12 protein-coding genes are annotated in these 12,245 nt (G+C 60.1%); 4 read left to right on the plus strand and 8 right to left on the minus strand.

Features of this window, described 5'->3' with window-relative positions; translation table 11 throughout:
* The first annotated feature begins 114 nt into the window (after positions 1-114).
* A complete protein-coding gene (locus QYH43_RS06580; protein WP_053161495.1) occupies positions 115-819 on the plus strand; it encodes a YebC/PmpR family DNA-binding transcriptional regulator in 705 nt (234 codons plus the stop codon).
* Between the two features lie 129 nt (positions 820-948).
* Here QYH43_RS06580 and QYH43_RS06585 read toward each other — a convergent pair whose 3' ends face one another.
* The 4 genes from QYH43_RS06585 to QYH43_RS06600 all read right to left on the minus strand — a co-directional run bounded on the left by QYH43_RS06585 (position 949) and on the right by QYH43_RS06600 (position 4,812).
* Positions 949-2,262: a leucine-rich repeat-containing protein kinase family protein gene (locus QYH43_RS06585; protein WP_301156677.1), complete on the minus strand. Its 1,314-nt coding sequence runs from the start codon at positions 2,260-2,262 to the stop codon at positions 949-951.
* A gap of 80 nt (positions 2,263-2,342) precedes the next feature.
* Positions 2,343-3,467 (minus strand): cell division protein ZapE, encoded by a 1,125-nt coding sequence (zapE, locus tag QYH43_RS06590; RefSeq protein ID WP_301156678.1) that lies wholly within the window; start codon positions 3,465-3,467, stop codon positions 2,343-2,345.
* A gap of 89 nt (positions 3,468-3,556) precedes the next feature.
* Complete coding sequence (locus QYH43_RS06595) at positions 3,557-4,309, minus strand: anti-sigma factor (RefSeq protein ID WP_095059588.1); 753 nt, start codon at positions 4,307-4,309, stop codon at positions 3,557-3,559.
* A complete protein-coding gene (locus QYH43_RS06600) occupies positions 4,306-4,812 on the minus strand; it encodes a sigma-70 family RNA polymerase sigma factor (RefSeq protein WP_095059587.1) in 507 nt (168 codons plus the stop codon). Before QYH43_RS06600 ends, QYH43_RS06595 begins: the two co-directional genes overlap by 4 nt.
* A 158-nt stretch (positions 4,813-4,970) precedes the next feature.
* On the opposite strand from QYH43_RS06600, the gene QYH43_RS06605 reads away from it, so the two are divergent.
* Positions 4,971-6,065, plus strand: a complete 1,095-nt coding sequence (locus tag QYH43_RS06605) for a catalase family peroxidase (RefSeq protein ID WP_301156679.1) — start codon at positions 4,971-4,973, stop codon at positions 6,063-6,065.
* A complete protein-coding gene (locus QYH43_RS06610) occupies positions 6,062-6,607 on the plus strand; it encodes a cytochrome b (protein WP_301156680.1) in 546 nt (181 codons plus the stop codon). Before QYH43_RS06605 ends, QYH43_RS06610 begins: the two co-directional genes overlap by 4 nt.
* 73 nt (positions 6,608-6,680) lie before the next feature.
* Here QYH43_RS06610 and QYH43_RS06615 read toward each other — a convergent pair whose 3' ends face one another.
* Together QYH43_RS06615 and QYH43_RS06620 are read right to left on the minus strand one after the other, a co-directional pair.
* Complete coding sequence (locus QYH43_RS06615; RefSeq protein ID WP_301156681.1) at positions 6,681-7,832, minus strand: M14-type cytosolic carboxypeptidase; 1,152 nt, start codon at positions 7,830-7,832, stop codon at positions 6,681-6,683.
* A 484-nt stretch (positions 7,833-8,316) separates the two neighbouring features.
* Positions 8,317-8,658 carry a DUF3077 domain-containing protein gene (locus tag QYH43_RS06620; protein WP_095059583.1) on the minus strand — a complete coding sequence of 114 codons (342 nt, stop codon included), beginning with the start codon at positions 8,656-8,658 and terminating at the stop codon, positions 8,317-8,319.
* Positions 8,659-8,787: 129 nt separating this feature from the next.
* On the opposite strand from QYH43_RS06620, the gene QYH43_RS06625 reads away from it, so the two are divergent.
* The gene (locus tag QYH43_RS06625; protein WP_095151636.1) at positions 8,788-9,435 is read left to right on the plus strand and encodes a LexA family transcriptional regulator; all 648 of its coding nucleotides are present in this window, start codon (positions 8,788-8,790) and stop codon (positions 9,433-9,435) included.
* 39 nt (positions 9,436-9,474) lie between these two features.
* Here QYH43_RS06625 and QYH43_RS06630 read toward each other — a convergent pair whose 3' ends face one another.
* Together QYH43_RS06630 and QYH43_RS06635 are read right to left on the minus strand one after the other, a co-directional pair.
* A complete protein-coding gene (locus QYH43_RS06630) occupies positions 9,475-11,430 on the minus strand; it encodes an acetyl/propionyl/methylcrotonyl-CoA carboxylase subunit alpha (RefSeq protein ID WP_301156682.1) in 1,956 nt (651 codons plus the stop codon).
* The gene (locus QYH43_RS06635) at positions 11,430-12,242 is read right to left on the minus strand and encodes a gamma-carboxygeranoyl-CoA hydratase (RefSeq protein ID WP_301156683.1); all 813 of its coding nucleotides are present in this window, start codon (positions 12,240-12,242) and stop codon (positions 11,430-11,432) included. The genes QYH43_RS06630 and QYH43_RS06635 overlap by 1 nt, the downstream gene beginning before the upstream one ends.
* Between the last annotated feature and the right edge of the window lie 3 nt (positions 12,243-12,245).

Genomic DNA, 12,245 nt, shown 5'->3' on the forward strand with positions numbered 1-12,245 from the left:
TGAAGATGTCGATGCACGTCAGAATTTTTGGTCGATTGCCGACTTTAGGCCGTATAAACTTGCGCAAAGCGTCGGCCAATAGATGTCTCGGCGCCATCGACAAGAGAGTGAGTAATGGGCGCACAGTGGAAGGTTAAACACAAAGAAGCGGCAGCCAATGCCAAGGGCAAGATCTTCGGCAAACTGGTGAAGGAAATCACCATCGCTGCACGCAACGGTGCCGATACCACCACCAACGCACACTTGCGTCTGGTGGTCGAGCAGGCCAAGAAAGCCTCAATGCCCAAGGAAACCCTGGATCGCGCCATCAAGAAAGGTGCGGGCCTGTTGGGCGAAACCGTGCAGTACCATCGCGTGACCTATGAGGGGTTCGCACCGCATCAAGTGCCGTTGATCGTTGAATGCGTTACCGACAACATCAACCGTACCGTGGCGGAAATTCGCGTGGCGTTCCGCAAGGGGCAATTGGGCGCTTCGGGCTCGGTGGCGTGGGATTTCAACCACGTGGGCATGATCGAAGCCTCGCCGGACACCCCGGACGCCGATCCGGAAATGGCCGCCATCGAAGCCGGTGCTCAGGATTTCGAGCCGGGTGAAGACGGTGCAACCCTGTTCCTGACCGAACCTACGGATCTGGACGCGGTACAGAAAGCCCTGCCGGAACAAGGCTTCACCGTGCTGTCGGCCAAACTGGGCTACCAGCCGAAAAACCCGGTCAGCGGCCTGAGCGATGAGCAGATGGCTGAAGTTGAAGCCTTTTTGGAAGGCCTCGATAACCATGACGACGTACAGGATATGTTTGTCGGGTTGGCGGGTTAAGTCTTTGTGTCAATGACGGTTCTGTTGCCTGGCAGGCCGTCATCGCGAGCAGGCTCGCTCCCACAGGGATTTGTGTAGATGACACAAAACCTGTGGGAGCGAGCCTGCTCGCGATTGACCGCGAAGCGGTCAGGTGGCATTCAACGCCTGGATAATTTCATTGAACCCAGGTCGAGTCAGCACTTGCGGCTGACAACATTGCTGCTGCAAGTCTTCCAGCACCTCTCGCTGCTCATCGCTCAACCCTGAGTCGATCCGCTCCAGCAATTCCCCCAGCAACACCCCGAACGCCCGCACTTCGATTCGCTGCAACGCCTGGCTTGCAAGGCTGTCATCCGTGGCGTGAAACGACGCTGCGCCAAAATCGCCTAGCAGGCAGTCACCGTGCTCATTCCACAAGATGTTGTGGCCGTAGAGATCGCCGTGGGTGATGCCATGCCGGTGCAGGTGCTCGGCGACCGATGCGATACCACAAGCGATACGCAGCGCCACCGCGGCGCTGAAACGCAGGTCGCCGGCATACACGTCACGGCTGCAGGACGCCAGGCTTGGCAGCCCGGCGAGGTTGCGGTAACTCGGCGCGATCAGTTGCATGACCAGCCCGGCCGTTTCCTGCGGGTGATCCACAATCCGGCCTTCGACGCGGATCAGGTTCGGGTGCAGACCGGCGGTAATGCACGCATTCATCTCATGCAGCGGTGAACCATCGCTGGTCATCTCACCTTTGTAGAGCTTGACCGCAACCGGCATCGCCGGCTGCTGGGTAGATTGCCAGAGGGCCTGATGGATGACCCCGGAGGCGCCTTCGCCCAGTTGTTGTTCCAGGCGCAACGTCGACCAGTCAATGCGCGGGGTGGCGTCGAGGGCGGCGGCATCGGCTTCGGTTTCCAGCGGGTTACCGGCATAGGCCAGCCACGTCAGGCTCGGCAGGGCCAGCAGCCATTGCGGTAATTCGGTCAACTGATTGGCGGCGATGCGGATCAGCTCCAGCCGATGACAATTGCGCAACGACGCCGGCAACGCTTGCAAACGGTTTCCCGCGAGCATGAGCTTTTGCAGGTGCAGACATTCTCCCAACTCAACCGGCAGCGTTTCGACGCAATTGTCGGTGAGAATCAGCCAACGCAGCCGCGGCGGCAACGCAGTGCCGGGGACATGGGCAATGCGGTTGGCCTTGAAGCCGATCATTGTCAATTCGGCGCATTGGCCGAGGCAGGCCGGCAACTCGGTGAAGCGGTTATCGGAACAGAACAGCACGCGCAATCGAGTCAGGCGGTGCAAGTCTTCTGGCAGCGAGCTCAAGGCATTGCCGCTAAGGTTGAGCACCTCGAGCGAGTCCGCCAGCGCGAAAATTTCCTGTGGGAATTCGCTCAGGTCTTCGGCCAGATCCAGGCGTGTGATGCCCGACAGCTGGCCGGCGCGCAATTGTGCAAGGGTGTGCATGAACAGGTTCGCTATTGATCAAGGAGCAGGCACTTGGCCCGGGAATGGGCGACATGATAGCGGGAACGGCATGTTTCCTGTCAGGCCGGCTCCCTGACTTCCATCAGTTGCCCCAAACGACTGCGGGTACGCGCCAGATCAATGGCATCACCGCCCAGGCTGTCACGCAGCGATTGCTGCCCCAACAAGACCAGGTGCTTGTCCTGGTCGTAAAGCACGTCGATCAGATTGATAAAGCGCTGTTGCGCGGCAATCGTGCATTCGCTCAGTGGTGGCAGGTCATCGATGACCCAGCTGTCGAAGCGTCGGCACAACTCCAGATAGTCCATCACCGCCGTGGGGCGGTCGCACAGGTCGGCGAAGGTGAAGCCGATACGCCGTCCTTCGCAGAACCGTGCCTGGAACTGCCGGGTGCCGACAGGCAGTGACACGGGCGGCGCGTCGCGTTCAGGCAGGTTCAGCGACAACCGTTGTGCGGCGCTGGCCGGCCAGACGTAATGACCTTGGGTGAAGAGCTGTTGCGCATGGGTGCGGGCCTGGCTGCGATAGTCGTGGGGGCCGCCGACTTCCATGACCTGCATGCGAGTGTTGATCAGGTCGATCACCGGTTTGAAGCGCGCGTGATACAGCGGGTTGGGCAACAGGCCCTCGGGTGGGTAATTGGAGGTGACCAGCAGCAGGGTGCCGCGCTGGAACAGGGCCTTGAACAGCCGTGTGATGAGCATGGCATCGCCGATGTCGTGCACATGGAACTCATCGAAACACAGCACCCGACAATCGCTCAGCAATTCATCCAGAGAAGTCGTCAATGCGTCGGGCTGCTCGCGATGGGTGAACATGCCCTGGTGCAGGCGAGCAAAAAAATCATGGAAGTGCAGACGCTGTTTTTTTTCCAGGGGAGCGGCCTGGAAAAAACCGTCGAGCAACCAGCTTTTGCCGCGCCCCACGGCGCCATGCAAGTAAAGGCCGGGAAGGGCGCTCGTCGAGGGCCCCGACAACGCTGAGGCATACAAGGCCATGCAGTCGATCACACGCTGTTGGCTGTGGCTGAGCGTGTAGCCCTGGGAGTGCGCCTTGTGGCGGAAGTAGTCGTGGATGGCTTGACCGCTCGCAGCGCAGCCCGGCACCGATGCCTTGCCAAATAGGCGGCGCAACGCGGACCAGCGCGGTGTGAGTCGCGAACGTTTGGGTGGTCGAACGGCCACGTGATATCACCTTCATTGACTGGCGAGCTCCCCCGAGCCGCTGCGGCGTAGTGTAACCAGAGCCGGTTTTTGCTGCGATACGTTGATCCCTAGAATTGCGCGGTCTGTCTGAGCATCTGCGCTGCCGGTGTGTCCGCCGGGCTGACCATTGCGTAGTTGTAGCCACCTCCCGACCAATACTCGGCCTGCAAGCCGTTATCACGACGACTGCCTCTTGGCAGCAGGAAGTTTTTCGGCCCCGGTGGCCGGACATAAAAACTGATTTTCTGTCCGCCCTGATTTTCATAAACCACCATCGCCGCCGGCCCTTGCTCGGTACTGAGCAATCGCCCACTGGCCGGTTTGAACCCCGCACCCGAGAGGTCAGGCAGGCGATTGGCCTGGGTGAAATAGCGGTCGAGCCAGCCTTGCATGTCACCGTCATCGCTGACCTTGTAGTCCGCCGGCAGGATGCCTTGCTGGGCAATCAGGCGATACGCCTGCAAGGCGTCGGTCATCGGTAGCGGAGCGGCGGCAATCGTCATCTCGCGTGCTTGCCAGCCGCTGACGCCGCCCACGCTGACGGCGATGAACAACACCGCCGCGCTGGCCAGGTGACGGCGCGACTGGCGTTTCAGGCGTTGGCGAATCGCAACCGGATCGAGGTCCGGGTTGGCCGGTTGCTGCAAGGCGCCACCGAGGGCTGCGCGCAGTGCCTGGGCGTCCTGCTGCCAGGCACGGACCTGTGCGGCAACGTCCGGGTTGCTGGTGAGAAAAGTCTCGATCAGACGTCGGTCAGCGTCGCTGAGTTGATGGTCGACGTAAGCGTGAAGGTCACGCTCGTCAGGGGGCATGCTGATCATTTGAGTCTCCGCAGGGAAGGGCGATTGATTTCGCCATCGCTGAGCTGGCGCAGAGCCTGTCGAGCCCGGGACAGACGGGACATCACGGTGCCGATGGGAACGTCGAGAATCTCGGCGACTTCTTTGTAGCTCAGGCCTTCAACGGACACCCACAGCAGCAACGCGCGTTGCTCGGTGGGCAATTGATCGAAGGTGGTAAGGGTCGACTGGGCGATGACGGTGCGTTCCACCGAAGGCTGCGGGTCGTCACGCCCGGTGAAAAATTCGAGCATGCGCGCATACCTACGGGAACGTCGGTGCGCATCGAGAAATTGGCGATAGAGAATTGAAAACAGCCAGGCGCGCAAATCACCGTCGACACGTTTATCACCCCAACTCGACAGCGCACGCTCCAGGCTGGCCTGGACCAGGTCGTCGGCGCTGCTTGGGTTGCGCGTCAACGACACAGCAAATCGCCGCAATCGGGGAATGATTTCTCGCAGTTGTTCGTCGATATCGTTCATGTGGTTCTGGCTAGTCACTACGCTGTGGACTAGGAAGACGCCCGGTACGGGAGGTTATTCCACGCCTGGAAAAATAAACACCACACGTGGGAATAAACCGGTGTGCGGTTCGTCTGCTTGATTCTTCTCACTTGTGGCCGATGGCCCTGGAGTCTTTCATGGTAGATCGATCATCACCGCCAACGGGGCCGGACCGGCCACCGCTGAGTGCCGCGAGCCTGACACTGCGCCTGACCGGCATTGCCGTCGTCGTCGCTGTACTGGCCGGGGCGTTTGCCTACGTCAATGGCACCTTCGACCCACAGCGCCTGACGCCGAAAAAGCTGATCAATGTGCTGGAAACCAACAACGGCGTGCACCCCGGTTTCCGTCGCAACCACTCCAAAGGCGTGTGCGTGATCGGGCACTTCGAAAGCAGCGGTGAGGCGCGCAGTTATTCAACCGCCCAGGTGTTCAATGAGGCGCGGACCCCGGTGGTAGGGCGTTTTGCCTTGCCGGCGGGTAATCCTTATGCGCCGGACAACGCCGTGCCGATCCGCAGCCTGGCACTGCGCTTCACTCAGGCCAACGGCCAGCAATGGCGCACCGGGATGAACAGCATGCCGGTGTTCCCGGTGGGTACGCCGGAAGCGTTCTACCAGTTTCAACAGGCCCAGTCGCCCGATCCGGCGACCGGCAAACCGGACCCTAAAGCGGTGCCGGCGTTCTTCGGTTCGCACCCGGAATCCGCGCCGTTCCTGGCGTGGGTCAAGACCGCCAAACCGTCGGCAAGCTATGTGACGGAAACCTACAACAGCGTCAACGCGTTTTACCTGGTCAACGCCACCGGGCAGCGCCAGGCCGTGCGCTGGAGCATGGTGCCGGTGGCGCAAGACGTGCCGGGTGCGATGGCATCCGAAGGTGGCGACTTTCTGGAAAAGGATCTGGTGCAGCGCATCGCCGCAGGACCCTTGCGCTGGCAACTGAATCTCACCCTGGCCAACCCGGGTGACCCGGTCGACGACGCCAGCAAGGCCTGGCCCACAGGGCGCAAAGTCTTGAACGCCGGGACCCTGGTCCTTGAGAGCACCCAGCCGCAACTCAGTGGCGAATGCCGTGACATCAACTACGACCCGCTGGTATTGCCTGCCGGGATCGAAGGGTCCGACGACCCGTTACTCGCCGCTCGTTCAGCCGGTTACGCCAATTCCTACCTGCGTCGCACCAGCGAAGTCAGTCAATTGCCCGCCGCCAAACAGGAGACCCGGCAATGAGCACTCAACCGAACCACTTCGCCCCGCTGGCGCGTCTGCTGCACTGGCTGATGGCACTGATGATCATTGCCATGCTGTTTATCGGCGCCGGTATGGTCGCCTCGGTCTCCGAGCGACATGAATGGCTGATCCATCTGCACAAACCCTTGGGTATCGCCATTTTGCTGCTGGTGATCGTGCGGCTGGTGGTGCGCTTCTCCACCACGCAACCACCGCTGCCGGCGGACCTGCCGGGTTGGCAAGTGTTGGCGGCCAAGGCGTCGCATGTCTTGCTGTATGCCTTGATGTTGGGTTTGCCATTGCTTGGCTGGGCGATGATTTCGGCGTCGGGTGAGCCGGTGATGCTCAGTGGTTCGCTGCAGTTGCCATCCATTGTGTCGGCGAATGCGCAGGTGTTTGCATTCCTTCGCAAGGCGCACGGGTATCTGGCGTATTTGCTGTTTTTGACCGTATTGCTGCATCTGGCGGCGGCGTTGTTTCACGGTTGGGTGCGCCGCGATGATGTGCTGGACAGCATGTTGCGGGGCAGGGATCGCGGTTAGAAAACTGCGGAAATCCGTGGCGAGGGAGCAAGCTCCCTCGCCACAGTGTGTGCTCATTTTCCTGCGAAGTTGATCAACGCAGGGAGTCGACCATCTCCGCCACCGTCGTCAACACATCCTTGCCCAACTGTTTCGAACGCTTGCCTGACCACCCCGTCAGCACATTCGGCGCATCGTTGTTGTCCTTGAACGGCATTTCCAGGGTCAGCGACAAGCAGTCGTACTGCTGGCCAACGCTGTTGCAGGCCAAGGTCATGTTGGCTTCGCCCGGTTTGTCGAGGGTGTAGCCGTGGGCGGTCTGGAAGTCCTTGGTCAGGTGCTTCAGATGGCTGCGGAAGTGTTCTTCGAGTTTGGCGATGCGCGGTGTGTAACCGGGATTACCTTCGCAACCGGCGGTAAACACGTAAGGGATTTCTTCATCGCCATGGATGTCGAGAAACAGATCGACGCCGTACTTGTCCATCTGCTGCTGTACGAAAAAGACCTCCGGGCTGATTTCCTGGCTGGCGCTTTGCCAGGCGCGATTGAGGTCCTGGCCCATGGCGTTGGTGCGCAGGTGACCGTGGAAAGCGCCGTCCGGGTTCATGTTCGGCACCAGGTACACGTCGGCGCTGGCCAGCAGTTTGTTCAGGACCGGGTCGTCGCGCTTTTCCAGGCGCTCGATCACGCCTTCCATGAACCATTCGGCCATGTGCTCGCCCGGATGCTGCTGGGCGATGATCCACACCTTGCGCCGGCCTTCAGCGCCGGTGCCTTTGCGTAGCAACTGGATGTCACGCCCTTCGACGCTCTTGCCGGTCGCCAGCAGTTCGGTGCCGGCCTTGGTCAGGGCTTGCTCGATCAGCCAGTCGTGGCGGCCACGGCTGTAGGGTTCGAAGTAGGCAAACCAGGCGTGGGTGGCGGTAGCTTCGAGGCTGAAGCGCAGGCAATCGCCTTCGAAAATGGTCGGCACCCGGAACCAGTTGACGTGGTCGTAGGAAGCGACGGCCTGATAGCCATCCCAGGCTTTGTTATACGAGGATTTGCTGGCGTTGCTCAGGCGGAACCAGTGTTCCTGACCGACATGCAGGCCGCTGGCCTTGAAGTGGAACCACTGGAAATGCGGGCTGCGGGTATCGGGCTTGATGGCCAACAATGCTTGCAATGGATTGCTGATATCCAGGACTTCAATATTGCCACTGTCGAAGTTGGCACTGATATCGAAAGAGGATTTCGCCACGGTCATAATCGTTTCCTGAATATGATTTTTATCGCAGCTACTTTACACGCAAGACAGGGGTGAAACCGAGGGAAATTGCGGGGTGTGAGGGGGGCGTCCTCCATGACGCGGACGCAGCTTAGAGACTGTGCGATTGATTCTCAAGTGCTATTTCTATTTTAATTTTAGCTAATGAAGACGGGCTTCTCTTGCCAGCTGATGCTCTTTTGATATTATCCGCGCCATCAAATTGGCAGTGCCCAAAAAGACTTCATTAGCCTGAAGCCAAAGCCAGAAAAACTGGCAAAAAAAAGACCCGGCAAAAAGCCGGGTCAAAAACCGTGATTAGCCTGATGAGGAGATAGTCCAGGAGACCGACCTAAGGTCCCTGGTCCATCGACTGATCTCGCGACCAGTTGTTGCAATAATAATCATTCTCGTTTGCAAGTCAAACTTTTTTATCTATTCGATTGGAAAATTCTTTTCCGTCCTCCCTTTTTGCATCCCGAATTCAACCTCTTTGATGCCCTTCCAGCGAGCGATCCACCATCGCCTTGGCCATGTCGATCATATGCACCGTCGAAAACGCCAGGTCCCGGTTTGCTCCTTGCAAATGACTGGCTGACTCGAACGCCGTCGCGGCGGCGCATCGCAACAGGTCCGAGGCATGGACCAGTGCCTCCTCACTGCTGACATTGCGGTTTACATCAAAGAATCGCGATTCGTTCATGTCCTCTGAAACAGTCGGTTTCAAGTAATAGTCCAGCGCACGCTGTGCAGCGGCGGACCCCTGCGGCGAGGTGAGGGACGTGTCCATTTGCATGTCGGGCAGGTCGTTGGCGGGTTGGTTCATGGCGATGGCAAGCTCCGTGATTGATTCAGATCCGTGAATCCATCCTAGTACGATTTGTATTTGTGACGATCAATTAAATACTACAATGTGTGTTTTGATGGCCGGAGTCGCCCACGTATCGTGCCGCACATGGATAAATGGATCGAATTGGTCAAGGCCAAGATGAGTGAACTCAAGATCACTCAGGAAATACTCGCCGAACGTCTCGGAATGTCCCAGGGTGGCATAGGTCACTGGCTCAACAAGCGCCGCGAGCCTGGCATCGATGACATGAATCGCGTGTTGCATGCGCTCGGCCTGGGGTTCCTCGAAGTGGCCCTGGTGATCCGCGAGCCGCAGGCGTCTCAGGACGACGAGCTTTCGCTGACGCACAAGTACAACCCGTACTTCCGCTACCCCGTCAGTGACTGGCGCGAACCTGTCGAAGCACGCGATGGCGAGTTGGCGGTGTATGGCAAGGCGCAGTTCGAATTGACCGACTATCACGCCCGGGGCGCGGCATTCTGGTTGAAGGTGGTGGGTGACGCAATGACCGCTCCCAACGGCGTCAGCATCCCGGAAGGCATGCTGATCCTGGTGGATCCGGACGTAGAGGCGGAGCCCGGCAAACTGGTCATTGCCCAATGGCCTGGCAGTGCCGAAGCGACGTTTCGCAAGTTGATCGAGGAGGGCGGGCAGCGTTATCTGGTTCCGCTCAATCCGACCTATCCGAAAGCCCTTTACTCAGAAGAATGCCGAATCATCGGCGTGGTGGTTCAGGCAACCACCAGGTTCTAGTCAGATCGGTCCACGCAAAGCGTAGGACCGATCTTCATTTCAAGCCTCTTCCAGCTCGACCAGCGCACTGCCTTCGCTGACCATCTCGCCTTCCTGGCAATACAGCGCCTTGATCACTCCGGCATGGGGCGCACGAATGCTGTGCTCCATCTTCATCGCTTCCAGTACCACCAATTGCGCCCCGGCTTCCACCGATTGGCCGGCCTCTACCAGCACGCGGACGATGCTGCCGTTCATGGGGGCGGTCAGGCCACCTTGATGGCTGTGGCTGGCTTCGACGGCGCTGATCGGGTCGTAAGTCTCGATGCGGCGCAGTTCACCGTCCCATTGCAAGTACACAGAGTCGCCATGGCGAATGGCGCGATGCTGGCGACGTAAACCGTTGTGCTCGGTCAGCAAGTACTCACCCTTGAGCTGTGCTGTGTGAGAACAATCGTTACCCAAGGTCAGTGCGCGATCCTGGTCCTCACAACTCAGGTGCAAGGTGATTTCACGAGGCAGGCCGGAGCGGAAACCGCTGGCGTTCGACCAAGGCGAACTCGGGTCATCGGCGCGGGTTGCATTCGGCTGGCTTTGGGTAAATGCCTGTGCGGCGGCTTGCCAGAATTCGTCATCTAGTTGCGAAGGGGCCGGCAGCAGTTGTTCCTGATAGCGCGGAATGAACCCGGTATCCAGTTCGGCGGCGGCAAACGCGGGATGGGCAACGATGCGACGCAGGAAGTTGATGTTGGTCTTCAGCCCGCCGATGGCGAACTCATCGAGCATGCTCAGCAGGCGCAAACGGGCCTGCTCACGGTCCTCACCCCAGGCAATCAGCTTGCCCAGCATCGGGTCGTAGAACGGCGAGATCTCGTCACCTTCTTCGACGCCGCTGTCCACCCGGCGACCCGCGCCCGGGGCCGATTCGCGGTACAGCGCCAGGCGGCCGGTGGCCGGCAGGAAGTCATTACCCGGATCCTCGGCATACAACCTGACTTCAATCGCATGGCCGATCAACGGAACCTGATCCTGGGTCATCGGCAAGGCCTCGCCACGGGCCACGCGGATCTGCCAGGCCACCAGGTCGAGGCCGGTGATGGCTTCGGTGACCGGGTGCTCGACTTGCAGTCGCGTGTTCATCTCCATGAAGAAGAACTCACCGCGCGCATCCAGCAAGAACTCCACCGTACCGGCGCCGACGTAACCAATGGCCTGCGCCGAGCGCACAGCGGCTTCGCCCATGGCGCGACGCAGTTCGGGGCTCAGCCCCGGCGCGGGCGCTTCTTCGACGACTTTCTGGTGCCGACGTTGAATCGAGCAGTCACGTTCGTTGAGGTACAGGCAGTTGCCGTGCTGATCGGCGAATACCTGGATTTCCACGTGACGCGGTTTGAGCAGGTATTTCTCCACCAGCATCCGCGAATCGCCGAATGACGATTGCGCTTCACGCTGGGCCGAGGCCAGGGCTTCGGCCAGTTGGCTGACGTCTTCGACCACTTTCATGCCTTTGCCGCCACCACCGGCCGTGGCCTTGAGCAACACTGGGTAGCCAATGCGTTCGCAGGCATCGCGGAAGGTGTCGAGGTCCTGGGCTTCACCGTGATAGCCCGGCACCAATGGCACGCCAGCGGTTTCCATCAGGGCTTTGGCGGCGGACTTGCTGCCCATGGCGTCGATGGCCGAGGCGGGCGGGCCGAGAAAAATCAGGCCGGCGTTTTCGATGGCGCGGGCGAACCCGGCGTTTTCCGACAAAAAGCCATAGCCGGGGTGAATCGCCTGGGCACCGCTGGCCTTGGCCGCCGCGATCAGTTTGTCGATTTGCAGGTAGCTGTCGGCGGCTTTGCTGCCACCGAGGTCGACGCGAACATCGGCTTCCCGGCTATGGCGAGCATCACGGTCGGTGGCGCTGTGCACCGCGACGGTGGTCAGGCCCAGAGCCTTGGCGGTGCGCATCACCCGGCAAGCGATTTCGCCACGGTTGGCCACCAGTAGCGTGGTGATAACAGGTGCGCTCATCAGCGGGGCTCCTTGGTGGTTTCGGCTTGCCAGTTCGGCGGACGTTTTTGCAGGAAGGCGCGCAGGCCTTCCTGGCCTTCAGGGCTGACGCGGATGCGGGCGATGGCGTTTTCGGTGTAGCGGCGCAATGCCGGGGTCAGTGAACCGTCGCCGACTTCGCGCAGCAGCTCCTTGCTGGCGCGCATCGCGGCCGGACTGTTGAGCAACAGATTGACGATCCATTGCTCGACTTTCTGTTCCAGCTCGGCACTTGCATAACTCTCCGACAACAAACCGATTTCCTGCGCCCGTTGCCCGCCGAAGCGCTCGGCGGTCAAGGCATAACGACGGGTCGCGCGCTCGCCAATCGCTTGCACCACGAACGGGCTGATCACTGCAGGTGCCAGGCCGATGCGTACTTCCGACAGGCAGAACTGCGCGTCATCGGCGCCGATGGCCATGTCGCAGCAACTGATCAGGCCCAGGGCGCCACCAAAGGCTGAGCCTTGCACCACGGCCAGGGTCGGAATTTTCAGTTTGGCCAGGTTGTACATCAACTCCGCCAGTTCCCGGGCGTCATCGAGGTTGGTGGCGTAATCGAGTTCGGCCGATTGCTGCATCCAGGCCAGGTCGGCGCCGGCGCTGAAGTGCTTGCCGCGACCGCGCACGATCAGGAATCGCAGGCTGGAATTGCTCGCCACTTTATCGAGGGCGAGGATCAACTCGCGGATCATTTCGGCGTTGAAGGCGTTGTTCTTTTCTTCACGGCTGAGCCATAGGGTCGCGAAACCACGGGGGTCGGTCAGCAGTTCGAGGGTGTTGAAGTCGCTCATGTT

Origin of the sequence: Pseudomonas sp. C32 (assembly GCF_030417915.1) — a bacterium.
In the GTDB taxonomy this organism is placed as follows: Bacteria; Pseudomonadota; Gammaproteobacteria; order Pseudomonadales; family Pseudomonadaceae; genus Aquipseudomonas.

Bases quoted from the DNA above. Each gene is read 5' to 3' on its own strand.
- QYH43_RS06585 (WP_301156677.1), bottom strand. From the start codon at position 2,262: ATGCACACCCTTGCACAATTGCGCGCCGGCCAGCTGTCGGGCATCACA.
- QYH43_RS06630 (WP_301156682.1), bottom strand. From the start codon at position 11,430: ATGAGCGCACCTGTTATCACCACGCTACTGGTGGCCAACCGTGGCGAA.
- QYH43_RS06605 (WP_301156679.1), top strand. From the start codon at position 4,971: ATGGTAGATCGATCATCACCGCCAACGGGGCCGGACCGGCCACCGCTG.
- QYH43_RS06595 (WP_095059588.1), bottom strand. From the start codon at position 4,309: ATGATCAGCATGCCCCCTGACGAGCGTGACCTTCACGCTTACGTCGAC.
- QYH43_RS06635 (WP_301156683.1), bottom strand. From the start codon at position 12,242: ATGAGCGACTTCAACACCCTCGAACTGCTGACCGACCCCCGTGGTTTC.
- QYH43_RS06620 (WP_095059583.1), bottom strand. From the start codon at position 8,658: ATGAACCAACCCGCCAACGACCTGCCCGACATGCAAATGGACACGTCC.
- QYH43_RS06580 (WP_053161495.1), top strand. From the start codon at position 115: ATGGGCGCACAGTGGAAGGTTAAACACAAAGAAGCGGCAGCCAATGCC.
- QYH43_RS06610 (WP_301156680.1), top strand. From the start codon at position 6,062: ATGAGCACTCAACCGAACCACTTCGCCCCGCTGGCGCGTCTGCTGCAC.
- QYH43_RS06600 (WP_095059587.1), bottom strand. From the start codon at position 4,812: ATGAACGATATCGACGAACAACTGCGAGAAATCATTCCCCGATTGCGG.
- QYH43_RS06625 (WP_095151636.1), top strand. From the start codon at position 8,788: ATGGATAAATGGATCGAATTGGTCAAGGCCAAGATGAGTGAACTCAAG.
- QYH43_RS06615 (WP_301156681.1), bottom strand. From the start codon at position 7,832: ATGACCGTGGCGAAATCCTCTTTCGATATCAGTGCCAACTTCGACAGT.